We start from the raw sequence: 21,401 nt of genomic DNA, 5'->3' as shown, positions 1-21,401 counted from the left end.
TGATCAGTACGGACGCCGCCGGTCGCGGACGCCCGCTCTCAGAGCACCCGCCGAACGAGCCGATCCGGCAACAGATCGAAGGCCCACGCGATCAGCCGCCAGCGCCGCGTGACGTAGGCGTGGTCGCGCTCCTTGCGGATCGCTCGAGCGATCCCCGCGGCCGCCGTCTCGGGCGAACACTCCCAGAACGAGCCGTAAGAGAGGTCGGTGTCGACGAACCCCGGTTCGATCGTGGTGATCGTCACGTCGGCGTCGCTGCCCGTCTGGCGCTCGCGCAGCCCCTCGAGGTACGTCGAGACGAACGCCTTCGACGCGTTGTACGCCTGCGTGCCGCCGTTGCCGAAGTGGGCCGCGACCGAGGAGATGCCGACGAGGTGACCGTCCCGCTCGCTCGCGTGATCGGGCGTCTCCTCGAAGTACTCCATCGCGGCCGTCGCGATCGCGACGAAGCCGCGGACGTTGACGTCGACGGTTCGGCGTTCGCGCTCCCACTCGAGGTCGTAGTTCGCGTCGGCCACGCCGGCGCTGACGACGACCAGATCGACTGACGGCATGGCGCCCGCGAGTTCGAAGAAGCCCTCGCGGGCGTCGTCGGTGTCGGTGACGTCCATCGTCGCGACGTACGATTTGGTGGGGAGTTCGCTCCCGATCCGTCGCATCCGTTCCGTTCGTCGAGCCGCCAGTCCGATCTCGTAGCCCTCGTCGGCCAGTTTCCGTGCGAGCGCTTCGCCGATCCCCGACGACGCGCCGACGATTATCGCCCCGCGTGTCTCCGTCATACACCAGTGGTCCGGTCGCGACGACGTAACGATACTGGAGGCGGAACTTGCCGCGAACTCGCCGCGGCCGTGCCGAATGCCATACGCCTTTGGCCCGTCCCGTGGTCGAGGACGGTATGGTCGACGCGATCACGATCCTCGCAGTCGCCTTGCTCGTCGGCGGCGTCGCCGGGACCCTCCTGCCGCTCGTTCCCGGCGGGTTGCTCTCGCTGTCGGGGCTGTACCTCTACTGGTGGCACTCCGGCTTCGCCGACCCGGGGACGATCACGCTCGTCGTCCTCACCGTCCTCGGCCTCCTGACGCTCTTCGCCGAGTTCTTCGCCGGTTCGCTCGCGGCTCGAGCCGGCGGCGCGTCGTGGACGACCACCTCCGTCGCCGCCGTCGTCGCCGTCGTCTCGATGCTCGTCGTCGGTCCCCTCGGGCTACTCGTCGGCCTGTTCGGGACGGTGTTCGTCCTCGAGTACGTCAGGCGGGGGGACGCCGCCCACAGCACCCGTTCCGCGCTCTACGCGACCGTCGGCACCCTCGCCTCGACGGCGATTCAGGCGATGTTGACGACCACGATCCTGCTCGGGTTCGTCGTCGCGGTCTTCGTGTTCTGAGCCGGTCGGGCGTTGCTCGCTCGTCGTCCACTCCCCGCTCGTACCCTACCGGCCGTCGTCCGACCGTCCCTCGAGTCCACTCGGCGCAAACACTGAGTCGGCTGCCGTCGTACGGGTCACTATGGAGTGTACCGAGGACGATTGCGACCGGCCCGCCGCCGTCGAACTCCACATCCCCTGGACCGACAACCGGCTGGTCTGTGCCGCCCACGCGCGGGTCCTGGGCCGACGAGACGGGGTCGTCGCCGATCCGATCGTCGAAACCGGGGACGACCTCCTCGAGAACGGCGAGTAGGGTCGGACTCGAGTCGTCGATACGCTGACGAGTTACTATCCAACCTCCTCGACTCGTTCACGGGTTAGAGACGTTCTCGGCGGCGGAAACGAGCGTTTCCAGAAGAGATATGACGGGATGACTGCTTGCACATCACAGTACACCATGCACGCCGATCGACGAACCTTCATTCAGCGCTCGAGTCTCGTCACTGCAGGGCTGTTCGCCGCTGCAGGCAGTACGAACGTCGTCGGAGCCGCGTCTCAGCCCGCGGAGACGGGTCGAGTCGAAGGTCGGCTCACGTACGGCGGACTGCCCGTCGAGGACGTTACGGTCACGTTCGACGGCGAACGCGATACCCAAAGCGCGAGCAACGGCTCGTACGACCAGGCACTCGAGCCCGGCACGTACACGCTCGCGGTGGATGCCGACGGCTACGTCCGCGACTCTCGAGAGATCGAGGTCGAGTCGGAAGGGGCGGTCACCGCCGATTTCGACCTCCAGCGCGAGTGGGGGCCGGGCGAGGGAGAACTCGACGTCGCCGTGATCGAGGAGGGCGGCGGGTCGACGATCGAGTCTCGAGTGACCGTCTACGGGAACGGCGAGGAACACAGCGTGATCGCTCCGGACGGTCGGGTCCCGGACGAGGACCGCTGGACGCGCGGGTTCGTCGTTTCCGAGGGCTGGTGGGAGGTTCGCGTCTCGGACGTCGACGGCTACGGCGACGGCTACGACGAGGTCTACGTCGAAGCGGACGAGAGCGTTCGATCGCTGGTCGAACTCCCCACCGAAGCGCGAACGATCCACGGCGACGGCTGGCTCTCCGGTACGGTCACCGACGACGACGGCGAGCCGATCCCGAACGCGATGGTTCGGATCAAGACCGATCGCTCGACGATGATCGAACCGACGACCGAGGCGGGCGAGTTCACCGTCGAACTCCCACACGGTCAGTACACGCTGGATATCTCGGAAGACGGCTACGAGCGCCTCGAGACGGACGTCGCCGTCCGGTTCGGCCGCGTGACGGAGCGGGACGTGACGCTCGAGGCGGAGTGATCGACTATCGGTCGGAAGACCACCGTGGGCGCCACGTACACACGGGATTCGTGACGGATCGACGTGGAGCGAGCAGCCGAGATGCAAGCCCGCCAACGCGAACAGTCGGACGGATACTCCGCCGATGCGAGCGGGTGGAATCCGCCGGTAAGAACCGCGTTTCGGATCCGTTTTTCCATCGACGGAATTTATCCGTCTGTGGAACCATCTCGGGACTATGGGAATGTTCGAGCGGCTTGGCGAGACGGTCGAGCGATTCAAACAGGAGGCGGTGTCCGCTCGAGACGAGAGTGCCGACTATCGGTGCCGGAACTGCGACACCGAGATCTACAGCAACCAGGAGCAGTGTCCGGAGTGCGGCAGTACCGAAATCGAGCGCGTCACAGACGTCGAAACCGAGACGGCCGAGGAATCCGAGACAGCCGAGAAACCCGAGATGACCGGGAAACCCGAGACGGACGAAACGACTGAAACCGTCGAGACGACTACGGAAACGGCCGCAGTCGAAGAAGCCGGGACCGCCGACGGAACTGCGGAAACCGAGAACGACGTGGTAATCGAAGAGGCTGAGGAAGCCGAGAAAACCGAAGAGTAACCGAACTCGAGTACCGAACGGGGAGTAGCTAACTCAGTCGTGCGCGTAGTAGACGACGGTCTCGTCCTCGTCGTGGCGATCGATTCTCGCGAAGCCGACGCGTTCGAACTGCACGACCTCGTCAGTGGCGAGGTCGCCGACGGCGGGTTCGGCGTGGCCCCGGACGTCGCCGTCGGGGGTTCGCATCCGGACGGCGACGCTCTCGTCCGCTGGCACCCAGTGAACGACGTCGACGTCACCCTCGCGGACCACGTCGATGTCCTCGCCCGTGTACTGGAGCACGTCTCGCGTGAACTGGAAACAGCCCAGTCCCTTGAGCCAGATCCGGTCTTCGCGCTGTGGGAGGTCGTCCGACTCGAGCATCACGGAGTCGCCGACGGGAATCTCGCGGACGCCGCGCTCCTCGTGGTTGGGATGGAGCGGCGGATTCGCCTCGTCGGGCGGGCTTCCGCCCAGCGGAACCTGGTTACCCTCGCGGACGAAGAACCGCCGGTCCGTCTCCTCGTCGATCAGGTCGCGGTTGTTCGCGTAAATCGTACTCATCGCGAGGTCGACGTCGCTGGTCGACGTGCCGAGGCCGGCCATCGACTCGACGATGGCTTCGCCGCGAATCCCGCGACGTCGGAGGCTCTTGAGCGTCGGCGCGCGCGGGTCGTCCCAGCCGTCGAGTTCGCCTTTCTCGATCAGTTCCGCGATCGTCGAGGTGCTCATCTTCACGTCGTAGGCGTCGATCTGGACGTGGCCCCAGTGGACCACTTCGGGATACTCCCAGCCGAAGTAGTCGTAGACGAACTGCTGGCGCTTGGCGGAGTCCTGCAGGTCGATGCCGCGGATGATGTGGCTGATCTCGAGCAGGTAGTCGTCGACTCCCGACTGGAAGTCGAGCATCGGCCAGCAGCGGTACTCGCTGGCCTCCTCGCGCGGGTGGGGCGTGTCGATCATCCGGAACGCGACCCAGTCGCGCAGGGCGGGGTTTTTGTGTTCGATGTCGGTCTTGACCCGCAGGACCATCTCGCCGCTGCTGTACTCGCCGTCGACCATGGCCTCGAACTCGGAGAGCACGGTGTCGACGTCCTTGTCGCGGTGCGGACACGGCTCGCCCGAGTTCTTCAGCTCCGAGAACTCTTCGCCCGAACACGAGCAGGTGTAGGCCCCGCCCAGTTCGATCAACTCGCGGGCGTGGTCGTAGTAGGTCTCGAGGCGGTCGCTCGCCCGGTAGGTCGCGTCGGGTTCGAAGCCGAGGTAGTCCAGATCCTCGAGGATTGCGTCGTAGGCCTCGAGATCGGGGCGTTTCGTCTCGGGATCGGTGTCGTCGAATCGGACGCAGAACCAGCCGTCGTAGCGCTCCTTGTAGCTGCCGATGACGGCCGGCATTCGGGCGTGACCGACGTGCCACGGGCCGTTGGGGTTCGGCGCGACGCGCATCCGAATCTCGTCGTGATCGTCTGCGTGCGGGAGGTCGGGCAGGTCGTGTTCGTCTTCCTCGTCCTCGGCTTCGATCTCCGCGAGTTCCTCGGGAGCGAGTTCCTCGAGGCGCTCGCGTTTTTCCTCGTAGGAAAGGTCGTTGACCCGACCGATGACGCCGCCGGCGATGCCCGGAATCTCGTCGCCGTGCTGGCGAAAGTCCGGGTTGTCGCCCATCAGCGGCCCCATGATCGCGCCGACGTCGGCGTCGCTCTCGTGTTTGACCGCGTTCAACAGCGCGTGTTTCTCCGCCTCGCGCTCAACGCGCTCTCGTAACTCGTCGTCCATTACCGAGACGTATTCGGTCCCAGCCCAAAACCTCCGCGATGTGCGCTTGACCGATCCAGCGAATGGTACGTCAGAATCGATTTAACCAATTGGGTCTTCCCCGGAGTGCCGATTTGACATCCTCCTCGCCCTGAAGGGGCGTGACGAGATGGTGAAGCCATCTCGATTCACACCCGAAAACGCGAAGCGTCTTTCGGGACGAGGACTCCCGCGTTGGGATCTTGTGGTTTACAACGTGGCCTGTTCTTGCGGTGCAAAGCAGCCGCTCTCTGAATCGAACAGGTACGTTGATGGCTGTGCCAACCAGCCGTTACTCCTATCTCCCCCATCACAGGCGAGACTCGGAGATACTTTCTGTCGAATATTCTCAGCACCGTTGACGTCAGCGTTCATCGTCGTACCACACTCGTCACACACGTATAATCCGCGTTCAACACGGTTTGCCTTCCGCGTGTAACCGCAGCACGAACACGACTTTGATGTGTTGCGCTCTGACACCTGCTCCACTGTGATTCCTGCAGCTTCAGCTTTGTAGTCAAGCATCTCAGTGAACCGATCAAATGCCCATGAGTGCAAGTCGAGATTGCCGTGCTTGCCCCAATTCTTTGATTCGCCGTTCCCCTCATTTTCACGGATACCAGAAAGGTCTCCAATGACGATGGTGCGAACACTTTTTTCGACACATCGTTGGACGATGTGTTTTGAGAGCGTGTGGAAGTAGTGTGTCCGACGGTTCGATTTCTTCTGGTTCAGCCGAGTGGCCTGCTCTGAATCAGAGTCATCACATCGGGCGAGTCTCTTGCTGAAGTAGTAGTCATCCTGCTTGAGACAATTTAACGGGTACAACTCGCTGTAGCCGTCCTCGTAGGCGAGCGCGGCGAAGTTGTTGATGCCGAGGTCGATGCCCACGGTCTTTTTGCCGGGGAATTCAGAAACTTCGATTTGGACGTTGCAAACGAAGTGCAGTTCCCATTCGTCCCCGTTCCAAACCACTCTCACTTGTTGGACATTTTCCACCGTAGAGAGGTCAACGTTCGGGCGAGTTTGGAACTCGCAGAGGATGAAATCTGACCAGTAGCCTTTGAGGTTTGAGCCTTTACTGAATCGAACTCTGTTGTACTTGGTGTCAAGTTTAAAGCCAGCGGTTTTGAACGTAACCGTTGAACGCGGGTGTTCGTCGCCGTGCTTGCGGTACTTTGGTGGGTTCGCTCGATGATCTCCGTTTTGTCGTTTTACGTACCATCCGTTGAACGCCTCAGCAAGTTCTTGCAATACTCGCTGTGCTCAATGAGCGAAGCTCATTGGCATCACGAGACGGCTTTGCCGTCTCGAACGAACTTGACTGAGAATGCAGGTCATCATAGCGTTCGTGCGACTTCAGGTACGAGGTGAGTTCGTTGTGGCCGGGAATATGGCCGATTTCCGACCACACACGGTCACAAACCCACCGTCCAACGTTCCAGAGTTTTGAAGCGCCGAACCCAAGGGCGTCAAGGTCGTCTTGCACCTGTGAGTGGTTTCGTATGGAAGCGGTATAGGTACGCGTGACGACCTGTTCCCCATACATAATTTTCATTATTAGAATTCTTGAATGTTTGGATTGCGTGTCAGTAGAATACTTAGTAGTGTCATTGACGATAAAGTTGTTAGTCAGCTTCATCCCGTCCTCGAAAAGCTATGCTTTTTGGGTTTGGTTCGAGACGGCTCTGACATCTCATCATCATGAGAGACGTGGGCACCTCGAACGATAGTAGGAACGAAGCTCTCACTAGTCTTCTATAGATCAGTCCTACTTTTTGGCAAAGCGGACGGGGAGTAAAGATCCGATACAAGGAGAAACTGAACGAGCGCGTCAAATCCAGCCTGAGCGAGCGGGACTACGTCTTCCCGCCCTACGATGCGAACCAACTCCGTGCGATCCTCGAGTCACGCAAAGACGCGTTTCAGGACGGCGTGCTCGAGGACTCGGTGATCCTGAGAGTTGCGGCGCTGGCCGCGAAAGAACACGACGACGCACGAAAGGCGATCGACATCCTCCGGTACGCCGGCGAGATCGCCGACGAGAACGCCTTGGAAACGGTCACCGAAGAACACGTCAATCAGGCCCACACTCGAGAAAAGCAGAATCGGCTGGCAGAACTCATTTCGAAACAGCCGCCACACTCGAAACTGCTCCTGCAGGCGCTCGCGTTTCGCACCCAACAGGCTCCCGAGGACGACCCGGCGGTTCCAACGTCGAATATTTACTCGACGTACGAAGTGCTCTGCCAACAGGAAGGTGCGGATCCGCTTCGAATCCGACGGGTCCGCGAGTTGCTCAGCGAACTGGCGTTTCTCTCGATTATCGAACAGACCCGGAAGGGACGCGGTCACGGGAAAGGCGCGCACACGATTCACGAACTCGTCGATAATCCGGAACTGGTTCTCAAGGCCTGCAAGTCGGTGTAGCCGTATCGCACTGTACCGACGGCTCGTCGGTCAGTTACACTCACGATACGAAGTCGATCCGAGACGCACGTCAGCACGCTATCCCGAGAGAAAAGCTGACGAGAAGCCGATCAGTAGCCGCGTTCGATCAGGTAGTCCGCCAGATCACAGAGCAGGTCGCGGGCCTCGTTGTCCGGGAGGACCTCGAGTCGCGCCTTGCCCTGATCGACGAGATCGCGAGCCTTCTCGTTCGCGTAGCTGATCGAGCCGGCCTCCTCGAGTTCGGCGACGGCATCGTCGATCTCGGCCTCGGTGACCGCATCGACGTCGGTCGTATCGACCAGCCCTTCGATGTCGACGCCCTGATCGCGGGCGTGGACGGTGATCAGCGTCTGTTTGTTCTCGACGAGGTCGCTGCCGCGTTGCTTCCCGAGTTTCTCGCTCGGGACGGTCAGATCGAGGACGTCGTCCTGAATCTGGAACGCGCGGCCGATGTCGAGTCCGTAGCCGTAGAGGGCGTCGATGGTCTCGTCGTCGGCTCCCAGCAAGATCGCGGGGAGACACGCCGAGGCCGCGTACAGCACGGCCGTCTTCTGTTCGACCATCTCGAGGTACTCCTCGGGAGTGACGTCGGTGCGATTCTCGAAGGTGACATCCAGCGACTGGCCCTCACAGATCTTCGTACAGGTCGTCGCGAGGATCCCGAGCGCGTCGACGGTCCGATCGGGTTCCGCACCCGTCTCGAGCATAATCTCGAACGCCTTCGAGTAGAGCGTGTCGCCGGCGAGGATCGCCGTCTCGAGGTCGTACTCCTTGTGGACGGCCGGAACGCCGCGTCGGAGGTCGTCGTCGTCCATGATATCGTCGTGGATCAGCGTGAACGACTGGATGACCTCGACGCTGACGGCGGCGTCCATGAGATCGATCGTGTCGCCGTCGACCGTGGGAAACGCTCGGTACTCCTCGCTGAGTGGCTCGGCGTCGACGAGGGCCTCCCCCGTCGCGAGGAGCACCGTCGGGCGGAGTCGTTTTCCGCCGGCGTCGAGCAGATACCGCGACGCCTCGTAGAGCCGTTCGGGTCGTTGGATCGGTAACTCCTCGGGGATGGCCTCGTTGACCTGCTCGCGGCGCTTCCGAACCGCCTCGAGCACCGCCTCTTCTCGTGCCTCTGGGGTCGTCATATCAGTCGACAAGCTGGATGAGGTTACCGTTGCGCGTCACGTGAACGTCTCGACCCATCTGGTAGCCTTCGCTCTCACAGAGGTTGACGTATCCGGAGAAGCCTTTCAGATCCTGGTGGGCGGGAATGATGTTCTGGGGCTGGAGCGCGTCGAGCATCTCGTAGTGGCCCTCCTGGTTGAGGTGGCCGGAGACGTGGATGTCGTCGTAGATGCGGGCGCCCTGCATGCCGAGCAGTTTCTCGGCCTGATAGCGCTGACCCTCGTTGGTCGGCTCCGGAATGACGCGGGCGGAGAAGACGACCTTGTCGCCGTCGTCCAGTTCGTACGGCGTCTCGCCGCGGGCCATCCGGGTGAGCATCGCGCGCGGCTCGCCCTGGTGGCCGGTGACGACCGGCAGGAAGTTCTCCTTGCCCTCGTTCATGATCCGTTTGAACGTGCGGTCGACGGACTTGCGGTGACCGAACATCCCCAGATCGTCCGGGAAGTCGACGAAGTCGAGTCGCTCGGCGGTTCCGGAGTACTTCTCCATCGAGCGACCGAGGAGAACCGGCTGGCGGCCGATGTCCTTGGCGAACTCGACCAGCGAGGTCACACGCGAGATGTGACTCGAGAACGTGGTCGCGACGATCCCGCCGTCGTAGTCCTCCATGCTGTAGAGGACGTCGCGGAGGTGTTCGCGGGCGACGTTCTCGCTCGGGGTTCGCCCCTTCTTGTTCGCGTTGGTACAGTCCTCGATGTAACAGAGGACGCCGTTGCCCTCGCGCCCGATTTCGCGGAAGCGCTTCATGTCGATCGGGTCCCCGATGACCGGCGTGTGGTCCATCCGTTTGTCCAGTCCGTAGACGATGGCCCCTTCGGGCGTGTGGAGGACCGGGTTGATCGCGTCGATGATCGAGTGGGTGACGTTGACGAACTCGAGTTCGACGTTGCCGGAGTCGCCGATCGACATCGTCTCGCCGGCGTCCATCTTGATTAGGTCGTTCTCGACGCCGAACTTCTGCTCGCCTTCGATCTGCTGTTTGACGAGTTCGATCGTAAACGGCGTCGCGACGACGGGGGCGTTGTATCGATGAGCCAGTTTCGAGATGGCACCGATGTGGTCCAAGTGACCGTGGGTCGGAACGATCGCCTGCACGTCGCCCTCGAGATCGGACATGATCCGGTCGTCCGGAATCGCGCCCATGTCGATCAGGTCGAGGCTGTGCATCCGTTCGGTTTCGACGTTGTCGTGGATCAGCACCTGCGAGAGGTTCAGACCCATGTCGAAGATAACGACGTCTTCACCGGCGCGGACGGCAGTCATCTGCCGGCCGACTTCTTCGTAGCCGCCAATTGTTGCGATTTCGATTTCCATGGTTCGTTGTACTGAAAGCCGTGTAGTGGACTCTCGTCGAAACGGTCCGCGGACTCCCGGTCGTGCGGCCCCGGCTTCTTGCAGCGCGTCGGCCATCCCGCTATGCGTCCGCGGCGACTATCGCCGCCGACCGACCGACGGCACCGCCGTCGGTCGCGGACGCACTTGCCCGCGGGTTTCGCTACTGGCTCATACACGCCGGGGTGTTAAAAACACAGTGGGTTAGTCGCCTCCGACCGCGACGACCAAACGAACGGTAGCCCGGCCAACGCACCAGCCACCGGTAATTCGGCGAACTGAATCCTCGAGCGGACCGACCGTGGGAATGGGGGCGAACACGTCGCGAATCACTCCCATCCTCCTCGACCTCGATGGGGTGAGTACTGGTCGATTGTCCCGTATCCGACGTATCTGGCGTTAGAATTGTTCCCCCGTTCGCATCGGAGACCTGCGGACACGGAGCACGAATCGAGTGCTGAGTCGACACGTACGTTTTTATCGCGAGGGATTCGATACTGCAATACCACAGTTATGACCCCGAGATCGGTGACACGCGACCTGGTAACTTCCCTCTCGCCAGTCGTCGGCGTCGGTCTCACCGTCGCGATTACGCTGCTAGCAGGGATCGCTGTCGGCCTCGTCGCAGTAGCGGTCGTCGGGTGAACGATCCCCGTACGTACAGTAGATTACTCGATCGTCGTTCCCGAACGCTCCCCGCCGAGGAACGAGTCCAATTCCTCGAGGCCGAAGATCGACGCCTCGGCCTCGAGATCGAGCAATGCCCGTACCTTCGCGGCCATCCCGCCGGTCACATCGGTCGCGTCGCTGGCACCCAGAACGGCCTCGACGTCCTCGTACGCCGAAATACGCTCGATTACCGCGTCGTCGTCGTCCAGGACGCCCGGGACCGTCGAACAGAGCCCGATCCGGTCTGCCTCGAGGTCGCGAGCCAGTTCGGCGACCAGTTCGTCGCCGCTGACGACGGTCGCGCCGGCGCCCGCGTGGGCGATCATATCGCCGTGAAGCACGGGGACGAACCCCTCCTCGAGCAGCGTCTCGACCTGCCCGGTCGGGAGTTCGAGACGCCCTTCCTCGTCGCGGTGACCCGCCGAGAACGGGTGTACTGGAATCGCGTGAACGTCGCGCTCGAGCAGCCGCGTCAGCACGAACTGGTTCAGCGTCTTCATCGCGCCGTGGATCTCGAGCGCCGCGGCGGCGTCGTGCGTTCCCGCGGTCGTGGAGACGCCGCGTTTGCTGGCGTTGTGGTGGCCGAAACTGCCGCCGCCGTGGACGATGACGAGGTTCTCGGTCCCCTCTACGACCGCATCTGCGACCGCAGCGGCCGCTCGCTCGAGCGCCTCGCCGTCGAGCGTTTCGGGTCGGTCCTTGTCCGTGATGACGCTGCCGCCGAGTTTCAGGACGATCATTCGAGTCGTTCCACCCCGGTTTCGGCGAGTTCGGCGCGGAAGGTGTCCTCACAGCCCGGCGTGTACGACAGCGCCGTCTCGGTCTCGTCGGTCGGATCGAGCGCGACGATACAGCCGCCGCCGCCGGCCCCCGTCAGCTTCGCGCCGTGAGCCCCGGCGTTGCGGGCCGCCCAGACCATCGAATCGAGCGAGCGCGAGGAGACGCCGAGCGCCGACAGCAGACCGTGGTTGAAATCCATCAGTCGACCGATCTCCTCGATGTCGTCCGCGGCGAGCGCCTGCTCGCCGTTCCGGACGATGTCGCCGATCGATTCGACCGTGTCGGCCGCGAACTCGTACTCCTCGCGGAGGCTGCGAACGCCGGCGACGAGTTTCCCGGTGTCGCCGGCCCCGCCGTCGAAGCCGACCACGATCGGCAGGTCGGGTGCGTCGAGCGACCGACAGTCGTCACCCTCGACGCGGACGGCACCGCCCGTGGCCGAACAGAACGTATCGGCTCTGGAGGCCTGTCCGCCCTGCACCTCGTACTCCGTCTGGTAGGCCCGCTCGGCGAGTTCGTCGGTCTCGAGCGTCGTCCCGAGTTCGCGTGTGCCGGCGTCGATCGCGGCGACGGCGACGGCCGCCGACGATCCCAGACCCGCACCGAGCGGGATGTCGCTCTCGATCGTGACGTCGAAGCCGACCTGGTCCTCGCCCGTGACGTCCCGAACCTGCTCGATCGCGCTGTCGACGTACCCCATCGCCGCGTCGAGCAGCGACTCCTGGACGTCCACGTCCGGCGGTCCGTCGGCCGTCCCGCCGTACTCGACGGTAAAGCCGTCCAGACTGAGATCTTCGGCGTGGATTCGCAGTTTGCTGTCCGCCCGTTTCTCGACGCCGACCCGCGCCCGTACCTCGATGGCGCACGGAACCGCGGGCTCGCCGTAGACCACCGCGTGCTCCCCGAACAAGTACACCTTCCCGGGAGCGCTCGAGACTGCCATGGCCGGCCGTTCGCACGACGACGGTTAATAGCTATCTTCTCGCGGTCGTCCCAATCGGTCACCGACGAGGGAGCCGTTCGGCCGCGGTAGCCGGATTTAAGCCGGTGTCCGCGCTACGCGGTCGTATGTCTCTCGTCCTGCCGAGCGAACTCGTCGTCGACCGGTTTCTCCCGACGGTACGCGCCATGCTCGCGACTCGTCTCGCCGACCGCGGCATGACCCAACAGGAGATCGCGGCCAACCTCGGGGTCACGCAGGCCGCCGTCAGCAAGTACGTCGGCGGCGAGAGCGGCGGCGACGACCGCTTTCGCGACCATCCCGAAACCGTCGCCACAGTTGACCGGATCGCCGACGGCCTCTCGAGCGGCGAGATGGACGGCTACGACGCGCTGGCCGAACTCCTCGCGCTCGTCCGCAGTCTCGAGGACCGCGGACCGATCTGTGAACTCCACGAGGAGGAGATGCCCGCGCTCCGCGGACTCGGCTGTGACCTCTGCGTTCGCGGGTTGGATCCCGACGTGCGGGCCGAACGCGACGTGCTCGCCGACGTTCGGACGGCCGCGCGAACGCTCGCTACGATCCCCGAGATGGCGACCTACGTGCCGAACGTCGGCACCAACGTCGGGATGTGTCTGCCGGATCCGCGGGACGAGACCGACATCGCCGCGATTCCGGGCCGGATCTACGCCATGGGTCGCCGGATCGAAATTCCCGCGAATCCCGAATTCGGCGCGTCGAAACACGTCGCAACGGCTATTCTCGCAGCCAACGCGATCGATTCCGACGTTCAGGGTGCGACCAACATCGCGACCGACGAGGGCCTTCTCGAGGCCGCCCGAGAACTGGGGGAGGAACCGCTCGAGTTCGACGCCGACTACGAGGACCGCGGGGCCCACCTCCGGTCGCGCTTCGAGGACCGGGGCGGGGTTCCGCTCGTGGCCTACCACGAGGGGGCGTTCGGCATCGAACCGACGACGTTCGTGTTCGGGTCGACGGCCGGTGACGCAGCCCAACTCGTGGACGAACTGGTCGCGATTGCGTCGTCGTAACGACCAGCGTCGGCCTGCGGGCATCGGAACCGGGTCGGCGTATTCTCGAATCGGACTCGAGTTCGTCGTCTTGTCAGTCGTCGACGCGGTCGAATTCGTTGCTGAACTGCCTGAAACCGTTCCATCATCGCCATAACTCATCTTCAGGTTGACGGTTCCCGACAGTTTCGATGCATCTCGAGGCGGCAGCCCACGGCGAGTTTCCCGTACTGTCATCGCAATTGAAACAGTTGTGGATATCAGTTAGATACCAATTATCGCGGTTTCGAGCTCGGATACGGTTCTAAGACGACGATAGTAATGCGTGTCAACTGCGTGATTTTATCTGTAGTAGTACGAATGGATATCATCATCACGATCCAGCACGCGGCGAACGTCCACTTCTTCAAGCACGTCGTCCGCGAACTCGAGACTGCGGACCACGACGTGCACGTGTTCGCTCGCGAAAAAGGAGTCGCTGGACGCCTTCTCGACGCTTACGATATCGATCACGAACTGCTCTGCGGGGAGCCCGACGGCTGGATCGGATTGGGACTGACACAACTGTCGTACGAGGTGCGACTGCTCCGACGGGCGCGCGCTATCGACCCGGCCTACATCGTCAGCAGCCACGGTATCGCTGCAACTCACGTCGCCACGCTGGTCGGCGCGGAGAGCCACGTGTACATCGATACCGAGACGGCGGTCAACACCGGTAACCGACTGACCCTCCCGTTCGCGGACGCACTCTACACTCCCGAAAGTTTCCGGGAGGAGTACGGCGACAATCACGTCACCTACTCCGGCTACCACGAACTCGCCTACCTCCACCCGGATCGGTTCGAACCCGATCCGTCGGTTCTGCGACGAAACGGCGTTGATCCCGATGAGCGGTACGCGGTCCTCCGATTCGGTGCGTGGAACGGCAATCACGACGTCGGTAAAGCGGGGATCTCCCCCGAGGGGCGTCGCGAAATCGTCGACGTGCTCGCGGCCGACGGGCAGGTGTACGTCTCCGTGGAGGGTGATGGACCGATACCCGGCGGCAGCGAGTCGCTCCCCGTTCCGCCCGAGGCGTTCCACCACTTGCTCGCGTTCGCCGACATCGTCGTCGGCGAGGTCGCGACGACCACACTCGAGGCCGGCGTCCTCGGGACGCCGACCGTTCGAATAAGCCCGTTCGCCGGGTCGAACGAGATGGGGAAGTTCCGAGAACTCGAGGAGTACGGACTCGTTCAGTCGTTCCACACGACTCGCGAAGCCGAGGGTATCGAGGCTATCGAGCGGCTCTACCGCGATCCAGACGCCGCCGAGACGTGGGCGGACCGACGCGAGACCCTCCTCGAGGAGACCATCGATGTCAGCGAATACGTACTCAGTCAGCTTCTCGAGGACGGCAGCGAGCCGATTCCGGGAACGCAAGAGTGGAGCAAGCCAGAGCCAGATGGAGGCGAGCACGGCGAGCCAATTTCGAACCGATGACGACGACCACGCGCGTCCTGAGTCTCACCACGACCGATTGGCGCAGCTTCTACCAGAGTCAACTGACGGCCCTCGAGTGTGCTGATATCGAGGTGACGACCCTCCCCGTTCCCGGTGAACACCGCGCGCGAGAGGACGACGTCGAGCGACGGACGCCGGTCGATTACGCCAGATACCTGCCGCAGGTGCTCCGAGAGGCAGGTGACGACTACGACCTCGTCCACGCCAACTACGGGCTCACCCTTCCGTTCGCCGTCGCAGCGTCCTCGCTCTCGCGGGCCGAGCTACCGGTCGTCTGTACGCTCTGGGGCGGCGAGTATCGCGACAACCCCTTCGCGTCGCTCATCGAACGGTTCAGCGCTCGTGCCGATCAGATCGTCGTCCCCTCGAACGCGATGGCCGATCGCGTCGACCGGTCCTGCCACGTCGTTCCGTTCCCCGTCGACACGGAGCAGTTCCGGCCGATTCCACGATCTGAGGCCCGCGAGCACGTCGGCTGGAGGACCGACGAGCGGATCGTCCTCTTCCCCTACGCGCCGTCGCGCGAGGAGAAGAACTACCCGTTGGCGAGACGCATCGTCGACGGACTCGAGGGCGAGGTCAGCCTCCGGACCGTCGCCAACCAACCCTACGAGGACGTGCCGTACTATCTGAACGCCGCCGACGCCGTCCTGATCACGTCGCGATTCGAGAGCGGACCGATGACGATCAAGGAAGCCGCCGCCTGTAACACCCCGGTCGTCTCGCGCGACGTCGGCTTCGCTCGAGAAGTACTCACCCACGTCTCGAACTCCGCTATCGCAACCGGCGAGAGTGCTCTTCGCGACCGGCTGGCCGCCGTACTCGAGACCGGTGCCCGATCGGACGGGAGAGCTCAAATCACCGGGTACAGTACCGACGAGATGGGAACGCGCCTCCGTCGCGTCTACGAGCGCTGTCTCTAGAAACCGACACCACTGCAACGTACTTCACCGCTCCGTTCGGTCCAGTCCACCCGTGATCGATCGGACGGGCGACTCCCAATCGGCGGCGACGAAGCAACCGACTCAGAACCCGACGACGATCCGATACGGAATCCCGAGCGCGAAAATCGCGATCAGTGCCGTCGTCGCGAGCACGACCGGGACCGGGATCGTCTTTTCTTCGAAATCGAACAGTGATTCGAGCATACCCGTCGTTGGAACGGTCCCTACGTAACTCTGTTGTTCGTGAGCGTGTCGAACTGCGCCGCTTCACGAGCGGGTGCCGACGAGAACAACTGTCAGCGTTCCGCCGTCGCAGTCGCTAGCCATCTCCAAATCAGCACCGAAAAACGAACAGTATCCGAATTCGAACGCGTTAGACCATACTCTCGAAGTCCTCGAGCGAGTAGGACGGCTCGGCGCCGCGTCGATCGAGGACTTCGTTGGCGAGCAGCCAGTAGACGACCGAAAGGGCCTTGCGACCCTTGTTGTTCGTCGGGACGACCAGGTCGACATTGCTGACCTGGTTGTTCGAGTCACACATCGCGATGACCGGGATGCCGACCGTGATAGCCTCCTTGACGGCCTGGGCGTCGCCGATCGGGTCCGTGACGACGACGACGTCGGGTTCGATGTAGCCGTCGTACTTGGGGTTGGTCAGCGTACCGGGGATGAAGCGGCCGGTGCGGGCGCGAGCGCCCACGGCCTCGGCGAACTTCTCCGCCGGAAAGCGACCGTACTGGCGACTCGAGGTAACCAGAATCTGTTCCGGGTCGTAGTTGGCGAGGAAGTCCGCGGCCGTACGGATGCGGTCGTCGGTCTTCGAGACGTCGAGGACGTAGAGACCGTCGGTCCGGACGCGGTGGATGAACCGCTCCATGTCCTTGGTCTTCTGCTGGGTACCGATGTGGACACCGGCACCGAGGTAGTCCTCGACGGGGATGAGGAGGTCGGCCTCCTCGTCGGACATCACGTCGTCGTCGAGGGTCGGCCCCTCGTCTTCGACGTCCTCGTCCGTGGCTGGTTCTGCGTCGGCGTCGGCCTCCTCGGCCTCGGCGTCGGCGGACTGTTCGTCGGCTGGCTCGACGTCTTCCTCGGGATCGGCGGCGGGGCCAGGCCCTTCGGCTGGCTCCTCGTCGATCTCGTCTTCGGCAGCGTCGAGCCCTTCCTGGGTTGCGTCGTTATCTGTCATGTCGCGTCGTCTGCGATTCTGATGAGCTCGTTGAGCTTGGCGGTTCGCTCGCCGCCGACGGCACCCGTTTTGATGTAGGGTGCGTCGGTCGCGACGGCGAGGTGTGCGATCGTCGTGTCCTCGGTTTCGCCCGAGCGATGAGAGATCACGGAGTCGTAGCCGTTCTGGGTCGCGAGTTCGATCGCGTCGAAGGCGTCGGTCAGCGTTCCGATCTGGTTCGGCTTGATCAGGATACTGTTGGCCGCGTCGCGATCGATGCCCTCGACGAGCCGATCGGTGTTCGTGACGAACAGGTCGTCACCACAGATCAGCGTCCGATCGCCGACCTCGTCGGTGAGGTCGGCGAAGGCGTCGTAGTCGTTCTCGTCGAGGGGATCCTCGACGTAGACGAGATCGTACTCCCGGACCAGATCGGCGATGTACGCGATCTGCTCGTCCGTGTCGCGGCTGATGCCGGCGGACTCGTACTCGTAGGTTTCCGAGTCGTCGTCGTACATCTCGGCGGCCGCGACGTCGAGCCCGAACCCGATACCGAAGCCGACGTCGTCCTCGACCAGTGAGACCGCCTCGTCGACGATCTCGAACGCCTCGTCGTCGTCGATCGACGGCGCCCACGCGCCCTCGTCTCCCTTGCCGGACGGAACGCCTCGTTCCTCGAGCAGGTCGGCGACGGCGTCGTGCACGGCGGCGTTGGCGAAGACCGCGTCTTCGACGCTCGGTGCCCCGACGGGGGCGACGAGGAACTCCTGAATGTCGGTCGCGTCGGCGGCGTGTTCGCCGCCGCCGACGACGTTGCCGAGCGGAATCGGGAAGTTCTCGCCGCGGAACGCACCGCCGAGGTGCTGGAACAGCGGCGCGCCGAGCACGTCGGCGCCGGCTTTCGCGGCGGCCATCGAGATGGCGACCGCGCTGTTGGCGCCGATCTCCGAGAAGTCGTCCGTTCCGTCCGCCGCGTGGAGGATCGAATCGACTTCTCGCTGGTTGCCCGCGTAGGCCTCACCGACGAGTCGGGGGACGGCGCGTTCGCGGGCCGCAGCGATCGCCTCGTTGGCGGGTCGCTCGACGGCCTCGTACTCGCCCGTGCTGGCACCGCTGGGTGCTGCAGCGCGACCGAATCCGCCGCTCTCGGTGACGACGTCGGCCTCGACCGTCGGGTTGCCCCGGGAGTCGAGGATCCGTCGGAGCCGAACGTCGGTAATGAGCGTCATTTCCGGTCGTACCCCCGCTTGACGGTAAACGGCAGGACGCCGGCATCGTACTCTTCGGCGGCGATGAGGATCGGTTCGGTCTGATTCGTCTCGATCAACACCGGTGCACCGTAGGACACCTGCAGCGCTCGTGCGCCGAGGATGCGTGCTTTCTCGTAGCGATTGTGACGTTCCTGTTGCATGTTACTGGTATGGAGAGACGACGTCGACGAGGTCGGTGTGACTGACGAGCATCCGCCGACAGCAGTAGCGGTCGACGCCGAGCTCGTCGAGGACCTTCTCGGGGTCCTCGTCGCCCTCGTTTGCTCGCTCGTCGAACTCCTCCCAGTGTTCGCCGACGACAGTGCCACAGCTGAAACACCGGACCGGTACCATCATGTTTGAATCACCTTAGCGGTAGGACTTCTGGTAGCGAGCCCGAGCGCCCGGGCCGCCCCACTTCTTCGGTTCGGACTGGCGAACGTCGTTGACCAGCAGCGACCGGTCGAACTCCAAGTACGCGTCGCGGAGTTCGGCGTCGTTGCTGTGCTGGACGATGCCGCGTGCGATGGCGGTGCGGACGGCGTCTGCCTGACCGCTGATGCCGCCGCCCTCGACGCGAACGTCGATGTCCATCTCGCTGCGCAGGTCCTCGCCGGCGATGCGGAACGGCTCGAGCATCTTGAGGCGGGACATCTCCGGTTCGACCAGTTCGACTGGCTTGGAGTTGATTCGGACGCGACCCTCGCCCTCGCGAACGGTCGCGCGGGCGACGGCCGTCTTCTTCTTCCCACTCGTGTTCGTTACCATGTGACGTTAGCACCGAGTTGATCGGCGACTTCGCCCAGGTGGACGAAGCGGATGTTCGACAGGCGATCCAGCGACGTCTCCTCGAGGATCTCGGCCTCGTGATCGTCGTCGTCCTCGTAGGGGTTGCCGACGTAGACGCGGACGCTTTCGAGCGCCTCGCGACCGCGCGTCTTCTTGTACGGCAACATCCCGCGAACGGACCGCTTGAAGATCGTGTCCGGTCGCTTCGGGTAGTAGGGGCCGCGGTCGGAGCCGAGGTTGACTCGCGTGCGGTAGTTGTCGAAGATGTCCTCCTTGTCGCCGGTGATGACGGCATCTTCGGCGTTGACGATCGCGACGCGTTCGCCGTCGAGTGCGCGCTGTGCGACCTCGCTGGCGACGCGACCGAGAATGCAGTCACGGGCGTCGACGACGACGTCCGCGTCGAACTCCGCGATACTCATCGAATCACCCGTACGTTGGACCCTTCGGGGTTCTCTTCGAGCAGTTGCTCGAGCGGTACCGGCTCGCCGACCTGATCGATCTTCGTCTCTGCGGACGAAGAGAAGTTGACGGCGGCCACGGTGACGTTCTTCTGTAGTGCGCCGGAGCCCAGCACTTTGCCGGGAACGACGACGGTCTCTTCTTCGCGTGCGTATCGCTCGATGCGGCCCAGGTTCACCTCTGCGTGGGTGCGCCGGGGCTTCTCGAGTCGATCCGCAACGTCTCGCCAGACGTCGGCGTCCGCTTCGCGGGACGTCGACTTCAGCTCGGCGATAAGATCGTTGAGCCTCGGATTAGTTTTGCTACTCATTGGTTTCCTCCAAATACTGCAATCTCGAGGGCGAGCGAGTGCTCGCGGCCTCGAGCGGTAGTGGAATCGATATCGCGTCGATCGGAACGCCGGACACGCGAATCTCGGCTGATCGCGTCTCTACCGGGTTTCGATCGACTGGTGAGAAGTGGATGCAGGGAGCAGGATTTGAACCTGCGGACTCCTACGAGACAGCGCCCTGAACGCTGCGCCGTTGGCCTGACTTGGCTATCCCTGCTCGCACTTCTGTCTATCCGTCGCCCCTTCAAACCCCTTTCGATTCCAGTGGACGAAGCCGCGCCAGTCTCGTCGCTCACGGCGCTGGCGAACGGGCGTTCGTCCGTGTGGGTGTGGGGGCGGTGGATCATGTCTACAGCTGTACTGCGTCTTCGAGTTCGGCCGCGCGCGCCTCGATCGAATCGACGGCTCGCGTGACGAGTTCGTCAGCGGTGAACGAGCCGTCCGTCTCGACGTGGAAGACGAAGGCGTTCGGCACGTCCTCGAGTTCGATCTGCTTGCCGGGGTATCGGTTCGAGAGATCGTGGTCGAACTCGCTCGTCGGAACGAGTTCGCCGTCGTCTTCGACAACGCCACGGACGATCTGTGACTCCTGCTCTTCGAACTCCGGCAGGTCCTCGACGGCTGCGACACGCTGGAGGTGTCGGTAGCCGACGGCGGCGCCACCCTGATGTTTCGCGTGGTTTTTCCCGCGGTCGAGCATGGCGTCGGCCTCGGCTTCGAGGCGCTGACCGTCCTTGAGATCGATGATCGGCACGTTCTCGTCCGCGGGTTGGACGAGATCGTCGCTCGAGACGAGGTCGCCCGAGTAGGCGGTGGCCGGCCCTTCGACGTCGATCGAGAGCGTGACGGTATCGTCCTCGACGAACTCGCCTTCCGGCGGGGTCGTCAGCGGGACGAGCCCGAGCCGGAGCGCGAGCTGCTCGTCGAACATGACCGACGAGTTCTCGACGAACCGGACGGTGTCGATCGCCATGGTCGGGACGTCGGCGACCATCGCGCGGCGGATCCCGTTGGCGAACGCAGGCGTTACGCCGCGGACGAGGAAGCGAACTTCGCGGTCCCCGTCTTCGACGAACTCGACGTCGTACTCTGCTGTCATGGGTTAGTAGCCGCCCTTGCCTTTCGGTGCGCGCGATCCGTCGTGCGGGATCGGCGTGACGTCTTCGATGCGGCCGATCTCGATGCCGGCACGGGCGAGCGCGCGGATCGTCGCCTGTGCGCCAGGACCGGGAGACTTCTGGAGGTTGCCGCCGGGGCCGCGGACCCGAACGTGCAGGCCCGTGATGCCGGCCGCCTTGACCTCCTCGGCGATGGACTCGGCCATCTGCATGGCCGCGTACGGCGACGCCTCGTCGCGGTTCTGTTTGACCGCCGTCCCGCCGGAGGACTTGGCGATCGTCTCCGCGCCCGTGAGGTCGGTCACGGTCATGACGGTGTTGTTGAACGATGCGTGCACGTGGGCTACGCCCCACTTATCGTCGTTCTGGCTCATG

Annotated in this window: 23 protein-coding genes, 1 tRNA gene and 2 pseudogenes; 8 read left to right on the top strand and 18 right to left on the bottom strand. The window is 63.6% G+C overall.

Translation table 11 applies throughout. From position 1 onward, the window contains the following. Positions 1-38 precede the first annotated feature (38 nt). On the bottom strand, positions 39-779 hold the full coding sequence (locus tag ACSFC7_RS18975) for an SDR family NAD(P)-dependent oxidoreductase (RefSeq protein ID WP_436344375.1): 741 nt from the start codon (positions 777-779) through the stop codon (positions 39-41). A 116-nt stretch (positions 780-895) separates the two neighbouring features. Here ACSFC7_RS18975 and ACSFC7_RS18970 point away from each other — a divergent pair, with 116 nt between their 5' ends. The 4 genes from ACSFC7_RS18970 (at position 896) to ACSFC7_RS18955 (ending at position 3,309) form a co-directional block, all read left to right on the top strand. After that, positions 896-1,381: a DUF456 domain-containing protein gene (locus ACSFC7_RS18970; RefSeq protein ID WP_436344374.1), complete on the top strand. Its 486-nt coding sequence runs from the start codon at positions 896-898 to the stop codon at positions 1,379-1,381. Positions 1,382-1,502: 121 nt separating this feature from the next. Continuing rightward, a complete protein-coding gene (locus ACSFC7_RS18965) occupies positions 1,503-1,676 on the top strand; it encodes a hypothetical protein (protein WP_436344373.1) in 174 nt (57 codons plus the stop codon). 117 nt (positions 1,677-1,793) lie between these two features. Then, positions 1,794-2,714 (top strand): carboxypeptidase regulatory-like domain-containing protein, encoded by a 921-nt coding sequence (locus ACSFC7_RS18960; RefSeq protein ID WP_436344372.1) that lies wholly within the window; start codon positions 1,794-1,796, stop codon positions 2,712-2,714. Positions 2,715-2,931: 217 nt separating this feature from the next. Further along, entirely contained in the window at positions 2,932-3,309 is a 378-nt protein-coding gene (locus ACSFC7_RS18955; protein ID WP_436344371.1) for a hypothetical protein, read from the top strand. Between the two features lie 33 nt (positions 3,310-3,342). On the opposite strand, the gene ACSFC7_RS18950 is transcribed toward ACSFC7_RS18955, so the two are convergent. Together ACSFC7_RS18950 and ACSFC7_RS18945 are read right to left on the bottom strand one after the other, a co-directional pair. Then, complete coding sequence (locus ACSFC7_RS18950) at positions 3,343-5,061, bottom strand: glutamate--tRNA ligase (RefSeq protein WP_436344370.1); 1,719 nt, start codon at positions 5,059-5,061, stop codon at positions 3,343-3,345. A gap of 228 nt (positions 5,062-5,289) precedes the next feature. After that, positions 5,290-6,628 (bottom strand): annotated as a pseudogene (locus tag ACSFC7_RS18945) (RNA-guided endonuclease InsQ/TnpB family protein). Between the two features lie 251 nt (positions 6,629-6,879). Here ACSFC7_RS18945 and ACSFC7_RS18940 point away from each other — a divergent pair. Next, positions 6,880-7,509, top strand: a pseudogene (locus tag ACSFC7_RS18940) (Cdc6/Cdc18 family protein); the annotation flags it as partial. A gap of 110 nt (positions 7,510-7,619) precedes the next feature. On the opposite strand, the gene idsA3 reads toward ACSFC7_RS18940, so the two are convergent. The 4 genes from idsA3 to mvk all read right to left on the bottom strand — a co-directional run bounded on the left by idsA3 (position 7,620) and on the right by mvk (position 12,433). After that, the gene (gene idsA3, locus ACSFC7_RS18935) at positions 7,620-8,669 is read right to left on the bottom strand and encodes a geranylfarnesyl diphosphate synthase (RefSeq protein ID WP_436344369.1); all 1,050 of its coding nucleotides are present in this window, start codon (positions 8,667-8,669) and stop codon (positions 7,620-7,622) included. 1 nt (position 8,670) lies between these two features. Continuing rightward, complete coding sequence (locus ACSFC7_RS18930) at positions 8,671-10,023, bottom strand: RNase J family beta-CASP ribonuclease (protein ID WP_436344368.1); 1,353 nt, start codon at positions 10,021-10,023, stop codon at positions 8,671-8,673. A 686-nt stretch (positions 10,024-10,709) separates the two neighbouring features. Further along, positions 10,710-11,450: an isopentenyl phosphate kinase gene (locus tag ACSFC7_RS18925; protein ID WP_436344367.1), complete on the bottom strand. Its 741-nt coding sequence runs from the start codon at positions 11,448-11,450 to the stop codon at positions 10,710-10,712. Then, positions 11,447-12,433 (bottom strand): mevalonate kinase, encoded by a 987-nt coding sequence (mvk, locus tag ACSFC7_RS18920; protein ID WP_436344366.1) that lies wholly within the window; start codon positions 12,431-12,433, stop codon positions 11,447-11,449. The genes ACSFC7_RS18925 and mvk overlap by 4 nt, the downstream gene beginning before the upstream one ends. A gap of 125 nt (positions 12,434-12,558) precedes the next feature. Between mvk and ACSFC7_RS18915 the strand changes: the two genes are divergently transcribed. The 3 genes from ACSFC7_RS18915 (at position 12,559) to ACSFC7_RS18905 (ending at position 15,887) form a co-directional block, all read left to right on the top strand. Then, positions 12,559-13,482: a thiamine-phosphate synthase family protein gene (locus ACSFC7_RS18915; protein WP_436344365.1), complete on the top strand. Its 924-nt coding sequence runs from the start codon at positions 12,559-12,561 to the stop codon at positions 13,480-13,482. A gap of 339 nt (positions 13,483-13,821) precedes the next feature. Further along, positions 13,822-14,943: a DUF354 domain-containing protein gene (locus ACSFC7_RS18910; RefSeq protein WP_436344364.1), complete on the top strand. Its 1,122-nt coding sequence runs from the start codon at positions 13,822-13,824 to the stop codon at positions 14,941-14,943. Next, positions 14,940-15,887 (top strand): glycosyltransferase family 4 protein, encoded by a 948-nt coding sequence (locus ACSFC7_RS18905; RefSeq protein ID WP_436344363.1) that lies wholly within the window; start codon positions 14,940-14,942, stop codon positions 15,885-15,887. Before ACSFC7_RS18910 ends, ACSFC7_RS18905 begins: the two co-directional genes overlap by 4 nt. 102 nt (positions 15,888-15,989) lie before the next feature. On the opposite strand, the gene ACSFC7_RS18900 is transcribed toward ACSFC7_RS18905, so the two are convergent. The 11 genes from ACSFC7_RS18900 to ACSFC7_RS18850 form a co-directional block, all read right to left on the bottom strand. Continuing rightward, complete coding sequence (locus tag ACSFC7_RS18900; RefSeq protein WP_436344362.1) at positions 15,990-16,112, bottom strand: hypothetical protein; 123 nt, start codon at positions 16,110-16,112, stop codon at positions 15,990-15,992. 169 nt (positions 16,113-16,281) lie between these two features. Next, positions 16,282-17,097: a 30S ribosomal protein S2 gene (gene rpsB / locus ACSFC7_RS18895; RefSeq protein WP_436344361.1), complete on the bottom strand. Its 816-nt coding sequence runs from the start codon at positions 17,095-17,097 to the stop codon at positions 16,282-16,284. Next, entirely contained in the window at positions 17,094-18,305 is a 1,212-nt protein-coding gene (gene eno / locus ACSFC7_RS18890; protein ID WP_436344360.1) for a phosphopyruvate hydratase, read from the bottom strand. The genes rpsB and eno overlap by 4 nt, the downstream gene beginning before the upstream one ends. Then, positions 18,302-18,487 carry a DNA-directed RNA polymerase subunit K gene (locus ACSFC7_RS18885; RefSeq protein WP_436344359.1) on the bottom strand — a complete coding sequence of 62 codons (186 nt, stop codon included), beginning with the start codon at positions 18,485-18,487 and terminating at the stop codon, positions 18,302-18,304. Before ACSFC7_RS18885 ends, eno begins: the two co-directional genes overlap by 4 nt. A gap of 1 nt (position 18,488) precedes the next feature. Beyond that, positions 18,489-18,683 (bottom strand): DNA-directed RNA polymerase subunit N, encoded by a 195-nt coding sequence (locus ACSFC7_RS18880; protein WP_436344358.1) that lies wholly within the window; start codon positions 18,681-18,683, stop codon positions 18,489-18,491. 12 nt (positions 18,684-18,695) lie between these two features. Continuing rightward, positions 18,696-19,094, bottom strand: a complete 399-nt coding sequence (locus ACSFC7_RS18875) for a 30S ribosomal protein S9 (RefSeq protein WP_436344357.1) — start codon at positions 19,092-19,094, stop codon at positions 18,696-18,698. Beyond that, complete coding sequence (locus tag ACSFC7_RS18870) at positions 19,088-19,537, bottom strand: 50S ribosomal protein L13 (protein WP_436344356.1); 450 nt, start codon at positions 19,535-19,537, stop codon at positions 19,088-19,090. Before ACSFC7_RS18870 ends, ACSFC7_RS18875 begins: the two co-directional genes overlap by 7 nt. Then, on the bottom strand, positions 19,534-19,887 hold the full coding sequence (locus ACSFC7_RS18865; RefSeq protein ID WP_436344355.1) for a 50S ribosomal protein L18e: 354 nt from the start codon (positions 19,885-19,887) through the stop codon (positions 19,534-19,536). The genes ACSFC7_RS18870 and ACSFC7_RS18865 overlap by 4 nt, the downstream gene beginning before the upstream one ends. 153 nt (positions 19,888-20,040) lie before the next feature. After that, a tRNA-Leu gene (locus ACSFC7_RS18860) sits at positions 20,041-20,125 on the bottom strand. Between the two features lie 132 nt (positions 20,126-20,257). Then, on the bottom strand, positions 20,258-21,007 hold the full coding sequence (locus ACSFC7_RS18855; protein ID WP_436344354.1) for a DNA-directed RNA polymerase subunit D: 750 nt from the start codon (positions 21,005-21,007) through the stop codon (positions 20,258-20,260). Between the two features lie 3 nt (positions 21,008-21,010). After that, the gene (locus tag ACSFC7_RS18850) at positions 21,011-21,400 is read right to left on the bottom strand and encodes a 30S ribosomal protein S11 (protein ID WP_436344353.1); all 390 of its coding nucleotides are present in this window, start codon (positions 21,398-21,400) and stop codon (positions 21,011-21,013) included. Position 21,401: the final 1 nt, after the last annotated feature.

The organism is Natronorubrum halobium, assembly GCF_051351675.1.
Lineage (GTDB): Archaea > Halobacteriota > Halobacteria > Halobacteriales > Natrialbaceae > Natronorubrum.
Note: the sequence above shows the minus strand (reverse complement) of the source record. Positions and strands in the feature narration are given on the sequence as shown.